The organism is Oceanobacter mangrovi (assembly GCF_019740315.1).
Lineage (GTDB): Bacteria > Pseudomonadota > Gammaproteobacteria > Pseudomonadales > Oceanobacteraceae > Oceanobacter > Oceanobacter mangrovi.
In genome coordinates, this window is the sequence record NZ_JAHXZR010000001.1 from 21,928 (window position 1) to 39,856 (window position 17,929).

Here is a 17,929-nt window from a genome sequence, read left to right on the forward strand (position 1 = left end):
CCACAATCCCGCACCGGTCATTGCTGACAAAGCCCGACGGGTTACACTAGACCGATAACAACACCAAAGCGCCACAACCACAGCACCACCAGAGGAAACGGACGTGATACAGCCAATCCTGCAACCACGCTGGGACAGCATTCAGCAGCAACTGACCGATACCGGTGCACGCTTTGGGCTTGACTGGCCACTGTTCTGGCAGGGGCTGGCGGCGGAGCAGCAAGGCAAATTGCAGCAGGTATTGTTGATCAGCCAATACGTTGTCGATGCCCTGCCACGGGATGCCGACTATTTCAGCCAGCTGATCAGCAGTGACCAGATCAGCCAGCCATTACCGCGTGCTGCCATTCATAGCCAACTCAACCAGCTGACGGGTTGTGACTATTCTGCGCTCCCCTCAGCAGCCAACCAGACCGACACAGCTCCAGACGAAGACAGCTGGCTCAAGGCGTTGCGAGTATTACGCCGCCGCGCCATGGTGCAGATCATCTGGCGCGACCTGTTACGACTTGCCGACACCCTCACCACCACCCGCGCGGTGTCGGATCTGGCCGACGAAACGGTCTGTCAGTCAGTTAACTATTTCCACCAGCAGCTGGCCCGTCGCCACGGCCAGCCAATCGGCAAACAGTCGAAAACCGTGCAGCATTTGCTGGTGCTCGGTATGGGTAAACTCGGTGCCTACGAACTCAACCTCAGCTCCGACATCGACCTGATTTTCACCTACCCGGAATCCGGCAATACCAGCGGCGACAGCAGTGGCAAAAAAGACATCAGCAATCAGGAGTTTTTCGTCAAGCTGGGGCAAAAGCTGATTGCTGCGCTGGATAAACAGACCATCGACGGCTTTGTGTTCCGTACCGATATGCGCCTGCGGCCCTACGGTCAGAGTGGCCCGCTGGCGATGAACTTCGATTCGATGGAGGAGTATTACCAGAGCCAGGGCCGCGACTGGGAACGCTACGCCATGGTCAAGGCACGTATTATGAACGGCGAGCAGTCGCCGGTCGCACAGGAACTGCTGGCGATTCTGCGGCCGTTTACCTATCGGGTGTACATCGACTACAGCGCCTTTGAGTCGCTGCGTTCGATGAAAGCCATGATCAATGCGGAAGTCCGTCGTCGCGGCCTCGACCACAATATCAAGCTCGGCCCCGGTGGCATCCGTGAAGTGGAATTTACCATTCAGGCCTTCCAGCTGATTCGGGGTGGTCAGGAGAAACAGCTGCAGCAGCGCGAGCTGGTGCCAATGATCGACATTCTCTACCAGGCCGGTTATTTGCCCGCCGATGCCGCCGCTGAGTTAAAAGCCGGTTACCTGTTCCTGCGCGACGTCGAACATGCGTTGCAGGCGCTCAATGATGAACAAACCCAACTGCTGCCGCACGACGAACAGGAGCAGGCCCGCATCGCCATGGCAATGGGCTTTGACAACTGGCAAGGCTTTATCGACCAGCTCGACCAGCACCGCGCAGCTGTCAAAAGCCACTTCGCCGAAATCGTCCGCAGCCAGGACGAAGACCAGCAGGCCGAACAACAGGATCACACCTGGCTCGACCTCTGGCACGGCGATCTGGCGGACGACGTACGCCTGCGACTGGCCGACAGCCAGCCCGACATGCTCAGCGATGAGTTCGCCGAACTGATCAGCAACCTGCGCGAATCCCGTGCCGTCGCCAGCATGCAGGCGATTGGCCACGAGCGCCTGGAAGCCCTGATGCCGTTGCTGCTGGAGGAGCTGGCGACCTGCCCGGCACCGCTGGCGACACTGAAACGGGTGATTCCACTGCTGGAAGCCGTATTACGGCGAACCTCCTATCTGGTGCTGCTGAAAGAAAACCCGGTTGCCCGCACCCAGCTGATCAAGCTCTGTTGTGCCTCGGAGTGGGTGGCCAAATACATCACCACCGCCCCGCTGCTGCTCGACGAATTACTCAACCCCGGCAACCTCTATCGCTTGCCGAGCCGTCAGGAGCTGGAAGAAGAATTGCGCATGACGCTGCTGCGGATTGCCGAAGACGACCTCGAACAGCAGATGGAACAGCTGCGTCAGTTCAACCATGCCCACCGGCTGCACGCAGCCGCATCGGAAGTGACCGGTGCCTTGTCACTGATGAAGGTGTCTGACTACCTCACCTGGCTGGCCGAAGTCACCCTCGAATGTGTAATGCAGCTGTCATGGCAACAAATGGTCAGCAAGTACGGCTACCCATCAACCCGGGAAGGCGACCCGGTTACCCTGCCGGAGTTTCTGGTGGTTGGCTACGGCAAGGTCGGCGGACTGGAGCTGAGCTACAGCTCCGACCTCGATCTGGTGTTCCTCTCTACCGGTTACGCCATGGGGTCGACACTGGCCGATCCCGATGCCAGCCAGCGCAGCATCGACAACAATGTTTTCTACACTCGCATGGGCCAGCGGATGATCCACATCCTCACCACCACCACCCGTAATGGCGAGCTCTACGAAGTCGACATGCGGCTGCGACCATCCGGCAACTCCGGCATGATCGTCGCGACCATGAAAGCCTTTGAGGAATACCAGACCAACCACGCCTGGACCTGGGAACATCAGGCGCTGGTGCGTGCACGGGTGCTCTGTGGTGCTGCAGATCTGGCCCAGCAATTCCGCCAGATTCGCAGCCAGACCCTGACCAAACAACGCGACATAGGTGAACTACAGGAAGAAGTCCGTTCCATGCGCCGCAAAATGCGGGAAAATCTGGGTGCAGAAGAGAAATCAGCGGAAAAATTCCACCTGAAACACGATGCCGGGGGTATTGTTGACATTGAGTTTCTGGTTCAATACGGGGTTCTGGCCTGGGCACACCAGTACCCGGAATTGTTGGCGGTCACCGACAACATGCGATTGTTGGATTCGTTTGAAACAGTCGGTCTGCTCGATCCACAAGATCGGAAGACATTACAGGAAACCTACCTGTCCTACCGAGCCGAAACTCACCGGCGCGCGCTGCAAAACGCCAACCTGATCCTGGAACAGGCAACCATGAAACGCCTTGGTTTTGACGTTCGTCGCAAGAGTGTGACTGAGCTCTGGCAACGGTGGCTGCAAGAAGCCCTGGATTGAAACCTTCTGTATTGAACACACTGAAACGAATTTTTGAGCGAGGTCTCTATGTTACCTTCAATGTCTGATCGCGATGGTCTGATTTGGCTGGATGGCCAGCTGGTCGATTGGCGCGAGGCCAAAGTCCACGTGTTGACGCATACCCTGCACTACGGCATGGGCGTGTTTGAAGGTGTCCGCGCTTACAAGACAGATGATGGCGCTGCCATCTTCCGCCTCAAGGAGCACACCGACCGCCTGTTTAACTCTGCCCACATCCTGGGTATGAAAATGCCATTCAGCAAGGAAGAAGTGAACGAAGCACAACGTGCCGCCGTTCGCGAAAACAACCTCGACAGTGCCTACCTGCGCCCGATGGTGTTCTTCGGTTCTGAAGGCATGGGCCTGCGCGCCGAAAACCTGCAGGTACACGTCATGGTTGCTGCCTGGGACTGGCCTGCCTATATGGGCGAAGCCGCCAAAACCCAGGGCATCAAGATCCGTACCTCCAGCTACACTCGCCACCATGTGAACATCACCATGTGTAAGGCGAAGGCCAACGGTAACTACATGAACTCCATGCTGGCGCTGCGTGAAGCAATCGACAGTGGTTGTGAAGAAGCCCTGCTGCTGGATCCGGAAGGCTATGTAGCCGAAGGTTCCGGTGAGAACTTCTTCCTGGTACGTGACGGCGTGATCTACACCCCGGAACTGACCGCCTGTCTGGACGGCATCACCCGTCGTACCATCATCGAGATGGCCAAGTCACTGGGCTACGAAGTTCGCGAGAAGCGTATCACCCGTGACGAAGTCTACATTGCAGACGAAGCCTTCTTCACCGGTACTGCCGCTGAAGTACTGCCAATCCGCATGCTGGACGGTCGTCAGATCGGTGCTGGCAGCCGTGGTCCGGTAACCGAGAAGCTGCAGACCCTGTACTTCGAAACCGTTACCGGCAAGGGCAGCTACAAACCAGAGTGGCTGACACTCGTTAAATAATTAGCCAGCTCCATTCGCAGACTGCCCAGTTAACAGGCAGACTGATAAAAAACCCCGCCAGACGCACGTCTGCCGGGGTTTTGTTTTTTAGGCTGCTGGCCCCCTCTCTCCTGTAAAACCAGAGATTGTTCCTCTTTGCCAATCTAAAACCTTTTACTTTGTATGGGATTATTCTTTTCCAGCTAGCGTTGTGCTATTCGTTATATACATAGATATATAGCGAGACAAGATCATGCGAAAGAAAAACATCGGAACCATGAGCAAACGGCTGCTGATTGCTGGCCTGGCCCTGATAGCCAGCAGTGCCAGCCTGGCAGCGGAATTGAAAATCTATGCCGGAGCTGGCTTACGCCCGGCCATCGAGAAGCTGGCCAGCCAGTATCAGCAGCAAACCGGCGACACCCTGCTGGTCGAATATGGAGGCTCTGGCCAGATCCTCGCGCGTTACCAGGCATCGGGTCAGGGAGATGTGTTTATTCCCGGCTCAATGATGTATTTCAGCAAGCTGGGGACAGAGGTTGACCATATCCTGCCACTGGTTTCACACACGCCGGTGCTGGGCGTCTACAAGGACAAGGCCAACGATATCCGCCGTTTTGAAGATCTCACCAAACCCGGTATCCGGGTCGGCCTCGGCGATCCACAAGCCATGGCACTGGGCCGCACCGCAGAGACGATTCTGGATGCCTCTGGCGTCGGCGCTGCCGTCCGAGCCAACACAATAATGCGGGCTGCAACCGTCAAGCAGCTGGCCATGTATCTCAAGCAAGGCGACGTGGATGCCGCCATCATCGGCCGTACCGATGCAGTACTCAATGCCGATACTATTCGCATGATCGAACTGCCCGCCAGCTGGTATCAACCGGAAGTGGTCGCTGCTGGAGTGCTGGCAGCCAGCAAGGATCAAGCTGCCGCGACCCGCTTTGTCGATTGGCTCAGCCGCCCGGATAGCCTGGCCGTATTTACCTCGCTGGGATTTCTGGCCGCTCCGGCCAATGCCCTGACAGCGGAATAATTCCGGTGTCAATGCGTCTGCTGGTGTGGTGCTTTGCATTGCCGCTGGTGCTGATTGCGCTGCTGATTCTGGGAGCACTGGCGTCATTGTTATTACACTTGCCATGGCAGTCGCTGCAACAAGCGCTACTGTCTGAGGAAACCCGCTTCGCTACCCTGCTGAGTTTGCAAACCTCATTGCTGTCACTGTTGATCGCGCTTTGCCTTGGAGTTCCGGCTGCCTGGCTGATGGCGCGTCAGCAGTTCGCTGGCAAGGTCTGGCTGGAAACCCTGTTGGATATTCCGCTGGTAACACCGCCACTGGTTGCTGGTGTTGGCTTGCTGTTTCTGCTCGGCCATCGCGGCACGCTGGGCAGCCAACTGGCGCAATGGGGCATCGAAATACTGTTCTCCACGACCGGCATCTTGCTGGCCCAGATATATGTAGCGGCTTCAATTATTGTCCGTACTGCACGCGCTGCCTTTGCTGAAGTCGATGCCGATTACGCCCGTATGGCCTGGACGCTGGGGCTTCCGCCGCTATGGAGTTTTCTGCTGGTTGAGGTGCCAATGGCGGGGCGCGGTCTGGCGGCAGCAGCGGTACTCGGTTGGGCCAGGGCATTGGGAGAATTTGGCGCGACCCTGATGCTGGCAGGTGCCACCCGTATGAAAACTGAAACCCTGCCAATGTCGGTGTTCCTGAACATTTCCAGTGGCGAAACCGGGCTGGCAGTCGCCAGTGCCGCCATATTGTTGGTAATGGCGTTTGTGCTGTTACTGCTGACCCGTTTATTGGCCCGGCGCCGGACGATCGAGATTCAACATGACCCACATCCGGCTCGATAACATTGGCTGCCGGATTCTTGCCGGCCTGTCACTGCACGTTGACAGCGGTCAGGCGGTCGCCATTCTGGGGCCATCAGGCTCCGGCAAAAGCACGCTGTTAAAAGTCATTGCCGGTTTGCTGCCCGCTTCCGGCAAGCTGTATTTTGATCATCAGGACATCAGCAAACAGTCCCCGCATCAGCGAGGTCTGGCTTATTTGAGTCAGGATCTGCATCTGTTCCCGCATTTATCGGTCAAACGCAATCTGTGGCTGGCGCTGTTGTTTGGCTGCCCCAAGGGCATCAACAAACGTGAACGCATCCGCCAGGCGCTGATTCAGGCACGAGCCGAGCATCTGGCGGAGCGCTGGCCAACGCAACTGTCTGGTGGTGAACGTCAACGGGTTGCCCTCGCCCGTTGCCTCGCCAGACAACCCGGCCTGATGCTGCTGGATGAACCCTTTTCAAGCCTGGACCCCGCCAATAAGCAAGCCTTGTGGCAGGAACTCGATCAGCTGCGTCGCCAGCTTGGCATGACACTGATACTGGTCACCCACGATCCACTGGAAGCACAGGCATTGGCGGATCGTGTTTACAACATGGCTGGCGGCCAGCTACTCAGCCACGATGATCCAGCAGTCCCGGCGGATTGAGTGGATCACTGACATCCTGACGTGCCAGTTGCGGCATGTACTGGCCAACCAGTTCATCAAAGCTGCCACGATCTTTTGCGGCTACCGACACGAGGGTTGGAATTTTGGCCGTCAGTGGATTCACCGGTCGGTTGTTGATGTGCAGTTCGTAATGCAGATGCGGGCCTGTGGTACGGCCAGAATTCCCCGACAAGGCGATCTTCTGGCCGCGTTTGATGCGCTGCCCCTTGTGCACCAGCACCTTGCCCAGATGCAGGAAGCGAGTACTGAACGGGCCATCGTTATCAATCACCACATACAGCCCGGCATAAGGATGATTGGCAACCCGGGTGACCACGCCATCACCGGTCGCCAGTACTGCAGTACCCGACGGGGTGGCGAAATCAACGCCGTTATGCGGCGCAAATCGGTGGGTAACCGGATGGAAGCGTTTCGGATCAAACGGTGAACTGACCCGGTAATGTTTGCTGGTTGGATAGCGCAGTAAGGCTGGCGTCAGGCTATTGCCCTGTTCATCGTAATAGTTGCCATCTTCAAACAGGATGGCGACATAGTCAGTACCACGCACATTGAGCTTGATGGCATCCAGCCGCCGTTCGCCGGTGGCCTGATCGCCCATATATTCGTCGCTGACCACCGCGTCAAAGGTGTCGCCGGGTCGCAAGTCGCGCTGGAAGTTAACCTTGTTGCCCAGCAAGTGGGTGATTTCCATCGCATCGCGATCAGACAATCCGGTTTCCAGAATAGTGCCATAGAGGCTGTGGCTGATGTCTGCCCGCACCACATGCTGGTTCCACTGGGTTGGAATCACCACTTCGCTGTAGACAAAGCCCTGCTCCGAGCGCTGGTAGGTCACTGTCTGGTTCACTTTTGGTTGCAGCGACAACGACTGGAACACCACCCCGTCTGGATCAAACTCAAAACTCAATTCGCTGTCGGGCTGAATCACATCCAGCACCAGATAGGCTTCGTCGGCCTGCAAGACATCGTGCAGGTCGGCCAGCGGAATATTGAAGTGGAGGAAAATCTTTTCGAGGGTATCGCCGGGCTGAATCCGGTAATGCCTGATCACTGGCGGCGGCGGTGGCGGCGGAGTTGCTCGCAACGGCTGCAAGGCACTGTCGTCCAGCAGCGGCAGTTGTGCACTTGGTTGTGGCAAGACCAATACCAGCGGGGTACTACTGGCTGCTGCGCTGACAGCCATACCGACTGGCACGCTCGAAGCGACGCTTGCCAGATGAGCCAGACGGCCCTGCCACCAGCCAAAACTGGCAGCTCCGGCCAGCCCGATCAAAATTAAAAATGGCCAGGGAAAAGAACCTGGGCGGGAAGCTGCTACAGCAGCAGAAGAATTTGCGGCAACAACACTGCCCGAAACACGGCTATTCACAACTCACACTCGTACTACTTACACAAAACGCCCGTTGCACTGGGCAAAACAAGCCTGATTAGTGGAGTGTAACTGTGGTTGGTTCCCTTCGGAATGGGGCTGAATGTCGCAAACCACCGGTTCCCGGCAAACTTCACGACAATCTGCACAACATTGCTCACAATACCGCACTCAGTCCCTGGCTCAGCCTGAAAGCTTATCTGGCTGCCGCCAGTGCTGAACGATTCTGAAAGTAGCCCGCCAATCGTGGCAACAGCAAACCAGCGATCACAATCGCCATCCCCGCCAGCTGTAAAGCCGTCACATCCTGTCCAAACAGGAAGGCCGTCAGAGCCGAAAACACCGGTACAAAGTTAAAGAACAGCGAGGCGGTCGCCGCCCCCAGTTGTTTAACGCCGGAAATCCACAGCAGATAGCCGCCGACAGTCCCAAACAGCCCGATAAACAGCACGTCAGCCAGAACTTCGGCACTGGCTGTATGCAGCTCTGCCAACAGTTGAATCTGGGGATCGGAGAACGCCAGCAGCAGCATCACCGCGATACCGGCAAACATGCCGACAATGGTATAGGGAATCATCGGCATCCATTTGCTGATGCTCTGGGTCAGGAAGGTATACAGGCTCCAGCACAGCATACCGCCAAAAATCATCTGATCGCCCTGGTTAAACTGGAAGCCTAACAAGCGCTGCAGCTCGCCATTGGTCAGCACCAGCAGCACGCCAGCCAGACACACCACCAGACTGAAAAACTGCGCCACTGATGGCAGCTGCCGATGGGCCAGACAGCCAATCAGCGCGGTTACCAACGGACTCAGGGCCATGATCAACGCACCGTTATTGGCGGCCGTGTGCTCAAGGCCGGTGAACAGACCCAGGTTAATACCACCCACACCAATCACAGAAACCCCAATCACCCACCACCACTGGCGGCCGTTCAGATGTGGCATTCGGATGTTCATCCAGCGGGCATAAGCCAGCAGACACACAGCGGCAATGACAAAACGCCATAACACCACAGTCACTGCGTGCATCTCACTCAGTGCATGTTTACCGACCGGGAAGCTGGCTCCCCAGAAAAAGGCACAGAACACTAATGCGATTACGGCATTGGTATTGGCTGAGCGGCTCATAAATTTCTCCCGCAACTTGATGATTGAGCGGTACCAGTGTATTGATTTCATATCCGGCATAAATACGTGATTTCAAAACCAAAGATTCCGAATATGAAATTTAACTATTCACTCGATGACATGCGTTGCTTCTGCGCCGTGGTGCGCTCAGGCAGTTTTAAACAAGCATCCGAGGTTCTGGGTATTCCCCATTCAACGCTCAGTCGGCGTATTGCCAAGCTGGAGCAGGATCTGCAGTTACGTTTGCTCAACCGTGACGCCCACAAGGTGCAGATGACCCTGACCGGCCAACAATACTTCGACCGTTGCTGCCACCTGTTCGATGAATTGAATGAAGTCGCCATCAGCCTCTATCAGGACAAACACAAGGCCTGTGGACGGATTCGGGTAGCTGCACCGGTTAACTTTGGCAGCCATGTGCTGACGCCGCACTTCAACGCCTTTCTGCAGCAGTACCCGGACATCAACCTCGACCTGCGGCTATCGAACCAGCATATTGATCTTGAAGAGGCTGCCATAGATATCGCCTTCCGGGTCGGAGAACACACCGCTGGCCACTGGATTGGCCGCCATCTGACAGACTTCCGTTTTATGATTTGTGGCCCCGCCAGGCTGCCACTGGAAAAAATTGAACACCCGTCAGAACTGGCGCGCTTGCCATTGTTGATGTGCCATCCGATGTCGACCTGGCCACTGCAACATAATCGCAGCCGGGAGCTGTATACCTTTGATCCGGCGACCAATGCCCGCATGGAAGTGGATGATATTGCCGTGCTCACCCGCGCGGTACGAGACGGCCTGGGGGTAGGATTTATTCCGGACTACCACGCCCAGCCGCTCATCGAAGCCGGCGAACTGGTGCGTTTGCTGCCCGACTGGAGTAACCAGCCACGCAGCTGCCAGTTACTCTATCGGGACCGCCACAACATGCCCCACCGGGTGAGGCTGTTGATTGATTTTATGTTACAGCGCTTTGCCAGCTGACCCTGCCGCTTATTGAACCGCGGCCAGTTCCGCCGTGGTGGCAGTGTTGGTTTCTTTTTCGAAGGCCCGCAGGCGTTTGTAGATGGACTGCAGTTCGACAATAGTGGTCCAAGAGTTGACCAGATACTGGAACGAACCCTCAACCTGATTAAAGGCATTCAGAATCCGCTGCATGATGCCCAACGTAAAGGCGCCGGCAATGATGGATGGCGCCAGCACAATCAGCGGTACGAACTGGCCGATATTCAGATAGCCATAACGCACCACGTTGAAATAGAGGTAGTTCTTGTACAACCGGAAATAGTTCTGCCGCACGTTAGAGAAGAGTTCCGCCAGAGTTGCCGGATGGGCACGGTCGTGGTGATCTTCACCGAATACCAGCTCCTTGCGATAGGCCGCTTCAACCTTCTGGTTGTTGAATTCCAGCCCCGGCAACCGGATACCCGCCAGCGCCAGCAACAGAGTGCCAAACACCGACCAGATAATCGCCACAAACACCAGCGCCTGCGGCACCTCACCAATCAGCGGCAGACTGGTCACGTAGGACGACAGCCCCCACAGAATCGGCAGGAAAGCGATCAGCGTCATCACCGACTCCAGCAGGCTGACGCCGAGATTTTCCATAATAGTGGCAAAGCGCATGGTGTCTTCCTGAATCCGCTGCGACGCCCCTTCAATATGACGCACTTCGGCCCAGCGGCCGGTGTAATGTTCGTTCATCGCCTGGCGCCAGCGAAACACAAAATGGCTGACAAAAAAGCGGTTAAATACCGCCACCGCAACGGCCACCATAATGATAATGCCCACCGACATCAGCTCGCCGTAATACTCACTGATCTCAATGCTGCCAGGATTACTCAGGGTCGACTGAATCAGGTCATAAAAAGAACCGTACCACTCGTTCAGCATCACACTGACCTGCACCTGATACCAGGTGATAAACACAATCAGCGCCGACCCCAGCACCGACCAGCGACTCCACTTGTTATCACGGCCGATATACAGCCAGCTGCCGATAAACAGCAGATAGGCCAGTGTCATGTATTGATAAAACCAGAAGCTCTGGGCACTGTCACTGGCTGCTGCAAAAGCTGCCTGCGCCGCCTCATCGGCTCCTTCCGCCAGCGCCGCCGGGAATTCAAAACCGAACAGACTGCCCAGACTCAAACTGCCACCGGCATCCTGCAAGGCAAAATACCAGCCCAGCACGCACAACAACGCCCAGCCGGCAAAACTGAGGAAAAACCATTTCGGCTTGATAAAAAAGGATTCGAACACAGCAGCTATCTCAGGTAGATGATCGGGACCCAGCGTCAGAACCACAGCCAGTCCATGAGTTCCGGGCGGTTGTGGTAGCCAGAAGTTTATACTGGTGAAAAGCCACATCAGCCAGCGCAATAACGCCAATCGTCTGATCGGCGACTCTGTTCGGCCATGCCGACGTGGATATCCCTTCTCACCGGATAAACCCGGAATCAACAACCGCCATGACACCCGTCGCTGCCGCAAGCGGGCCAAACAGGCTAGACTTTCACAACTTCTGTAATCAAACGCCGGACCCGACCATGTGCGAACTGCTTGGCATGAGTGCCAATACTCCCACCGACCTCTGCTTCAGTTTTACCGGCCTGACTCGCCGCGGCGGTCAAACCGGCCCCCACAAGGACGGCTGGGGCGTGGCGTTTTACGAAGGCAAGGGCGTACGCCTGTTTCATGACCCGGAGCCCTGCGCAACCTCGGCGATTGCCGGTTTTGTGTCGCAACTGCCGATCAAAAGCAAAACAGCGATCTGCCATATTCGCCAGGCTAACGTGGGTTCGATCAATCTGGCCAACACCCACCCATTCACCCGCGAGTTATGGGGCCGCTATTGGGTCTTCGCCCACAATGGCCAACTACCGCATTTTGTCCGTCATGTCGGCATGTATGAAGCCGTCGGCGATACCGACAGTGAAGAGATTTTCTGTGATCTGATGAACCAGCTGCGGCAGAACCTGCCACGTGACGCCATGCCGTTACAGCTGGCCGCCACCCTCACCCGGCTGGCGCAGGAATATGCCCAGCAAGGCGTGTTTAACTGCTTGTTGAGCAATGGCGACTGGTTGTTCACCTTCTGCACCACCAAAATGGCCAGTATTACCCGCCGTGCGCCGTTTGGCCCGGCGCGCCTGACCGACGCGGATGTGGCGGTCGATTTTGCGGCCGAAACTACCCCCAACGACGTTGTCAGCGTCATCGCCACCGAGCCACTCACCAGCGACGAACAGTGGCATATCTACCAACGCGGAGAATGGCGCTTGTGGCAACTCGGCGAAGTGATCGCCAGTGGCCAGGTCGAAGTACCTGAATATCACAATGGCCAGCGGCTTTAATCCGGCCGACTACTAACCGCTGTCGCCACTGGCATGGCTTGTTGTCTGCGGTTCGATACCAGTAACCAGCACCCCAGGCTCAGTGGCACACAGCCAAACCATTGATACCAGTCGGCGGTTTCACCCAGCAACCAGCTGGCTGTCGCCAGTGTGACCAGCGGCGCAATCGAGTTCATCGCAACAGCCTTGGAAATCGGGATACGGCGAATGGCTTCGATCCAGAGCATTTTGGAAACCCCCAGAATCAGCACGCCGTTGATCAGAATCCAGGGCCAGACCGCCAGCACATCCTCACCCTTCGGCATCGACTCAAATAGCCAGGCCAACAGCGCCAGCATTGAAAAACTGATGCAGCTGCGGGTAAACATAATGCTGCTGACACCGGCATGCTGACGGGCTCGCTGCATATGCACATTGGCCAGCGGCGGTACCGCGGCCGCCAGCAGAATCACCAACTCACCGAGGCCAAAGTCGCCGAGGGATTTGGGCGCCAATACCAGTACAGCACCAATCACCATCACCACCGCGCCCTGTACCTGCCGTCGACTTAACTGCTCATGCCCCATCCAGCGCAGCAACAGCATCGAGAAGAACAGCTCCATCAACAGCAGCACACTGGTCGTACTGGCTGGCACCATCGACTGCCCCCAGAACACCATGCCGTAAAACACCACACCGATGCCCAGCGCGGAAATCACCGAGCTGGTCAGCGCTGGCTTACACAGCAGCTCGTGCCATTCCCTCCGCAACGTCAGCAGCAAGGCAAAAAAGCAGGCTGCCGCCAGCGCGCTCAACGCGGCACACAAGAGTACCGGCACCTGCTCGTAAGCCTGTTTCGAAACCACTGGCAACAAACCCCACAGGGCTGCGGCACCCACCATGCTGAGTTCACCGACGCGCTGCTGCATCATCTGATTGTGATCCTGTAACGGAAAATTAGGAAAAATCGGCAAAGGTGCTGGCGATCAAACAAGCAGAAAGGAAAAACCAGGCAGGAAAGCGGCGCCAGCGCGCCATTATAGTATTGAGGGCTGAAAACGGGCAGCTTGCTGGCGGAGTGTTGGAGGAAACAGGCTGTTACCAGCAACAGCCTGTTAACGACCAGCGTTCACCACTTATTTGAGGTACCAGCCCCAGGGTTCATCACTGTTGAAACTGGTGATTTGCTTGGTTTCCAGATAATTGTTAAGCCCCCAGATACCCAGCTCGCGGCCAATGCCACTGTGCTTATAACCACCCCAGGGCGCCTGGCTGAAGGTCGGCTGCGAGCAGTTGATCCAGACAATGCCGGCGCGCAGCTTGCGAGCCACCCGGTTGCAACGCTCAATGTCTTGCGACATCACCGCACCGGCCAGACCAAAACGGGAATTATTGGAAACCCGAATGGCCTCGCCTTCGTCGCTGAACTTGCGAATACAGACTACCGGGCCAAAGATTTCCTCAGTCCAGACTGAACAGTCGTCCGGTACATCAACAAAGATGGTTGGCTGCAGGTAATACCCCTTGTCGAAACCGGCCGGGCGTTCGCCTCCATACAGCAGCGTGGCACCTTCTCTGGCACCCCGAATAATCATCGAAGTGACCTTGTCGTATTGACTGGCGTTGACCAGCGGCCCCATCAGGACACCCTCTTCCATGCCGTTGCCAATACGGATTTTGGCGGTTTCTTCCAGCAGCCGGGCCATCAGACGGTCGTAGATGCCATCCTGAATCAGCACTCTGGAAGTCGCCGAGCAGACCTCACCCTTGTTCCAGAAAATGCCGAACAGAATCCACTCCACCGCGGCGTCAATATCGGCATCATCAAAAATAATAAACGGCGACTTGCCACCCAGTTCCAGTGACACGTTTTTCAGATCACGAGCCGCTGCCTGCATGATGCGACTGCCGGTCGGCACACTCCCGGTAAAGGCGATCTTATCCACATCCGGGTGTTCGCTCAGTGGCGCACCGGCATCCGGGCCAAGCCCGCTAACCACATTCAGTACCCCGGCAGGCAGGCCGGATTCGTCGGCGATATTGGCCAGCTCCAGCGCCGTCAGAGGGGTTACTTCAGAAGGTTTCAGTACCATGGTGCAACCAGCGGCCAACGCCGGGGCGACTTTCCAGGCAGCCATCAGCATGGGGAAATTCCACGGAATAATGGCCGCCGCCACGCCGGCCGGTTCCTTGATCGCCACGGAGCTGAAACGCTCGTCAGGCAGGGCAACCTCGGTACTGCCGTTGTGATCCAACTGTTCCGCCAGATCAGCGTACATTTCAAAGGTGCCCGCAGTGTCTTCGATATCCCATTGGGCTTCCGCAAAAGGCTTGCCGTTATCACGTACTTCCAACGCCGCCAGATAATCCAGCTTGGCGCGAATACCCGCGGCGATACGGCGCAAATAGACTGCCCGTTCAGCGCCGCTGAGGCCTGACCAGGAGTCGTCATCAAACTTGTTACGGGCCGCTTTAACCGCCAGATCGACGTCTTCGGCGGTGGCTGCTGCAACCTCGGCGATGACACTTTCATCGGCGGGATTAATGGTTTTAAAGGTGCCGTGTTTGGCCGGCTCTACCCAGGTACCGTTGATGTATAAACGGGTGTAAGACTGCATCTGGTTACTCCTTGATTCTGCTATTCAGCCCTGCAAGTATCGAACCGGGCCAACCTGCCAGAAATCGTCTGATTGTCTGGCAAAGCTGCTCCATTAGAGAGCATCAAGGAAGGTTTCCAGCACCAGATTCGGTCGTCGGCCCTGACGGGTCACCATCGCCAGTTCGGCCTGCAGGCTGAATTCTTGTGGATTGATTGCCCGCATGCGGCCGCTGTCGATCCATTGCTTGGCGTAATGATCGGGCAGATAGCCAATGTATTTGCCGGTTAATACCAGAAAGGCGATGCCTTCCCGGTCAGAAGCGGTGGCGCTCAGGCGCAGCTGTTGGTTTTGGGCCATCGCCGCTGGCGTCATGCGATAGGAAGGTACTACGGCGTCAAACTGCTTCAGTTCCGTGGCCGTCACCTGCGCCGCCCACTCATACAGCGGGTGCTGGTCACTGCAATATAAAAAGCTGTGCTCTTCATATAACGACTGATAGTCGAGACCGGAAATCGGCGTAATCAACGGCACCGCACCGACATGGAAGCGGCCATCCAGAACGCCTTTCTCAATCTCACTCGGCGTAGTCATGCTGATATTGATACGCACACCGGCACCTTTCGAGCGCAAGCGGCTGAGGGCATTGGTAATCCGCATCTGCGACTGGGTCACCAGGCTGTTCATGATGCCGATGTTCAGCTCACCCCGAAGTTCTTCGTTGATGCCATTCACATCGGTACGGAAGTTCTCGATGGCTGCCAGCATGGCATCGGCCGCCTGCAACACCTGCAAACCTTCGTCGGTGAGAGAAAAACCACCACGGCCGCGCTGACACAGCCGCATACCCAGGCGTTTTTCCAGATCACTCATATGCAAACTGATGGCTGAACGGCTGATCCCCAGGGTACTTTCTGCAGCGGCAAAACCGCCGGATTCAGACACCGTCTTGAATAACCGGATCAGCTTGAGGTCAAAGTCGGTTACCTGCGCCAGCATGTGTTTGGCCTTCATCAGTTGAGGCTCCCAATAACTATCCTGCTTTTATGTTCGATCTAATTAACATAAAACCAGAAAATGGGCATCGCCTGGTACAGCATTCGTCGTCTTGTAGGGTCGGGGACTGGCTGCGGCCCAACCCGGTGATACAGGGGTATTTATTCCGTAGGGTCCAGGCATGCCTGGACAACGGCCGCGAATAATCTCTCCGCTGCTGTCGGGACATGTCCCGACCCTACGACGGCTATTTGATAAATCTTGTGTAGGGTCCAGGCATGCCTGGACAACCGCTGCGAATAACCCCACCACTGCTGTCGGGACATGTCCCGACCCTACGAACTCCAGGCTCCGGCGCACACCGCAACGAGGGCCCCGCCCATCAGTCAGGACGGGAACGAGAAGCTCACGCCTTCACGTACACCGCTGGATGGCCAGCGCTGGGTGATGGTCTTGCGTTTGGTGTAGAAACGTACGCCATCCGGGCCGTAGGCGTGCAGGTCACCAAACAGGGAGCGCTTCCAGCCACCGAACGAGTGATAGGCAACTGGTACTGGCAGCGGTACGTTGATACCGACCATACCCACCTGGATGTTATCGCTGAAGTAACGAGCAGCTTCACCGTCACGGGTGAAGATACAGGTGCCGTTGCCGTATTCATGATCGTCGATCAGCTGCATGGCTTCGTCCATGCTTTTGGCACGCACAACCTGCAGTACCGGGCCAAAGATTTCGGCTTTGTAGCTTTCCATTTCCGGCGTGACGTTATCGATCAGGGTTGCACCAACAAAGAAGCCTTCGGCATAACCTTCAACCACCGGGTTGCGGCCATCCACTACGACAGTCGCGCCATCGGCTTCCGCACTGCTGATGTAGCCGGAAACTTTCTGCTCGTGGGCACGGGTAATCACCGGGCCGAAGTCGTTGCTGCTGTCGCAGAAAGCACCCACTTTGAGTCCTTTCATGGCTTCTTTCAGCTTCGACACCAGAGCATCAGCCGCAGCGTCACCGACCGCCACCGCCACGGACAGCGCCATGCAACGCTCACCAGAGGAACCAAACGCCGCACCTAACAGCTGATTTACAGTGTTATCCATGTCGGCGTCTGGCATCACGATGGCGTGGTTCTTGGCACCACCCAGAGCCTGACAACGCTTGCCATTGGCGTTGGCAGTTTTGTAGATGTATTCGGCAATCGGGGTAGAACCGACAAAGCTGACGGCCTTGATGCGGCTGTCGTTCAGCAGCGTGTCGACCGCTTCCTTGTCACCGTTGACCACGTTCAGCACGCCTTTTGGCAAACCGGCTTCCAGCAGCAGCTGGGCGATGTACAAGGTAGAGGACGGATCGCGCTCGGATGGCTTGAGCACAAAGGTGTTGCCGCAGGCAATCGCCAGCGGGAACATCCACATCGGCACCATGGCCGGGAAATTAAACGGGGTAATACCGGCAACCACACCTAACGGCTGGAAGTCACTCCAGCTGTCGATGCCCGGGCCAGCATTACGGCTGAACTCGCCTTTCAGCAATTCCGGCACACCACAGGCGTATTCAACGTTTTCGATACCGCGTTGCAGTTCGCCCATGGCATCGTGAGAAATCTTGCCGTGTTCTTCACCGATCATCTCGCAGATCTTTTCAGCGTTTTGCTCCAGCAGCTCCTTGAAACGGAACATCACACGGGCACGCTTGATCGGTGGGGTGTTACGCCACTCAGGGAAGGCCGTCTGCGCTGAGGCAATGGCCTGCTCTACCGTCGCAACGGTCGCCAGTTCAACCTGCTTGCTGACTTCACCAGTGGACGGGTTATAAACGTCCTGGGCGCGGCCGCCAGCAGTGATGATTTCACCGTCGATCAAATGACCAATCAGCTTCATGGTTAACTCCTCGAATTCAAATCTGTTCAGCAGCAGCCAGTTGCTCTGTCTTGCCGCCGCCGCTGTGGATAA

At 56.6% G+C, this 17,929-nt stretch carries 14 protein-coding genes; 7 read left to right on the top strand and 7 right to left on the bottom strand.

The genetic code is table 11. From position 1 onward, the window contains the following. Window positions 1-103: 103 nt before the first annotated feature. The 5 genes from glnE to K6123_RS00115 all read left to right on the top strand — a co-directional run bounded on the left by glnE (window position 104) and on the right by K6123_RS00115 (window position 6,533). Window positions 104-3,085, top strand: coding sequence for a bifunctional [glutamate--ammonia ligase]-adenylyl-L-tyrosine phosphorylase/[glutamate--ammonia-ligase] adenylyltransferase (glnE, locus tag K6123_RS00095; RefSeq protein WP_221792940.1), 2,982 nt, complete (start codon window positions 104-106; stop codon window positions 3,083-3,085). Window positions 3,086-3,133: 48 nt separating this feature from the next. Next, window positions 3,134-4,063, top strand: coding sequence for a branched-chain amino acid transaminase (locus K6123_RS00100; RefSeq protein WP_221792942.1), 930 nt, complete (start codon window positions 3,134-3,136; stop codon window positions 4,061-4,063). Between the two features lie 232 nt (window positions 4,064-4,295). Then, complete coding sequence (modA, locus tag K6123_RS00105; RefSeq protein WP_221792944.1) at window positions 4,296-5,078, top strand: molybdate ABC transporter substrate-binding protein; 783 nt, start codon at window positions 4,296-4,298, stop codon at window positions 5,076-5,078. A gap of 11 nt (window positions 5,079-5,089) precedes the next feature. Continuing rightward, window positions 5,090-5,902 (top strand): ABC transporter permease, encoded by an 813-nt coding sequence (locus K6123_RS00110; protein WP_246624584.1) that lies wholly within the window; start codon window positions 5,090-5,092, stop codon window positions 5,900-5,902. After that, entirely contained in the window at window positions 5,880-6,533 is a 654-nt protein-coding gene (locus K6123_RS00115; protein WP_221792947.1) for an ABC transporter ATP-binding protein, read from the top strand. The genes K6123_RS00110 and K6123_RS00115 overlap by 23 nt, the downstream gene beginning before the upstream one ends. Here K6123_RS00115 and K6123_RS00120 read toward each other — a convergent pair. Together K6123_RS00120 and K6123_RS00125 are read right to left on the bottom strand one after the other, a co-directional pair. After that, window positions 6,499-7,923: a peptidoglycan DD-metalloendopeptidase family protein gene (locus tag K6123_RS00120; RefSeq protein WP_221792948.1), complete on the bottom strand. Its 1,425-nt coding sequence runs from the start codon at window positions 7,921-7,923 to the stop codon at window positions 6,499-6,501. The genes K6123_RS00115 and K6123_RS00120 overlap by 35 nt on opposite strands. Before the next feature lie 196 nt (window positions 7,924-8,119). Beyond that, entirely contained in the window at window positions 8,120-9,052 is a 933-nt protein-coding gene (locus K6123_RS00125) for a DMT family transporter (RefSeq protein ID WP_221792949.1), read from the bottom strand. Between the two features lie 93 nt (window positions 9,053-9,145). Between K6123_RS00125 and K6123_RS00130 the strand changes: the two genes are divergently transcribed. Then, a complete protein-coding gene (locus K6123_RS00130; RefSeq protein ID WP_221792950.1) occupies window positions 9,146-10,036 on the top strand; it encodes a LysR family transcriptional regulator in 891 nt (296 codons plus the stop codon). 9 nt (window positions 10,037-10,045) lie between these two features. Here K6123_RS00130 and sbmA read toward each other — a convergent pair whose 3' ends face one another. After that, window positions 10,046-11,314, bottom strand: coding sequence for a peptide antibiotic transporter SbmA (gene sbmA, locus K6123_RS00135; protein ID WP_221792951.1), 1,269 nt, complete (start codon window positions 11,312-11,314; stop codon window positions 10,046-10,048). 287 nt (window positions 11,315-11,601) lie between these two features. Here sbmA and K6123_RS00140 point away from each other — a divergent pair, with 287 nt between their 5' ends. Continuing rightward, window positions 11,602-12,408: a class II glutamine amidotransferase gene (locus tag K6123_RS00140; RefSeq protein ID WP_221792952.1), complete on the top strand. Its 807-nt coding sequence runs from the start codon at window positions 11,602-11,604 to the stop codon at window positions 12,406-12,408. Here K6123_RS00140 and K6123_RS00145 read toward each other — a convergent pair. The 4 genes from K6123_RS00145 to K6123_RS00160 all read right to left on the bottom strand — a co-directional run bounded on the left by K6123_RS00145 (window position 12,405) and on the right by K6123_RS00160 (window position 17,857). Beyond that, window positions 12,405-13,319 (bottom strand): DMT family transporter, encoded by a 915-nt coding sequence (locus K6123_RS00145; RefSeq protein WP_221792953.1) that lies wholly within the window; start codon window positions 13,317-13,319, stop codon window positions 12,405-12,407. The genes K6123_RS00140 and K6123_RS00145 overlap by 4 nt on opposite strands. Before the next feature lie 204 nt (window positions 13,320-13,523). Beyond that, window positions 13,524-15,005: an aldehyde dehydrogenase family protein gene (locus K6123_RS00150; protein WP_221792954.1), complete on the bottom strand. Its 1,482-nt coding sequence runs from the start codon at window positions 15,003-15,005 to the stop codon at window positions 13,524-13,526. 93 nt (window positions 15,006-15,098) lie between these two features. Next, window positions 15,099-15,998: a LysR family transcriptional regulator gene (locus K6123_RS00155; protein WP_281423872.1), complete on the bottom strand. Its 900-nt coding sequence runs from the start codon at window positions 15,996-15,998 to the stop codon at window positions 15,099-15,101. 368 nt (window positions 15,999-16,366) lie between these two features. After that, complete coding sequence (locus tag K6123_RS00160) at window positions 16,367-17,857, bottom strand: CoA-acylating methylmalonate-semialdehyde dehydrogenase (protein ID WP_221792955.1); 1,491 nt, start codon at window positions 17,855-17,857, stop codon at window positions 16,367-16,369. Window positions 17,858-17,929 lie beyond the last annotated feature (72 nt).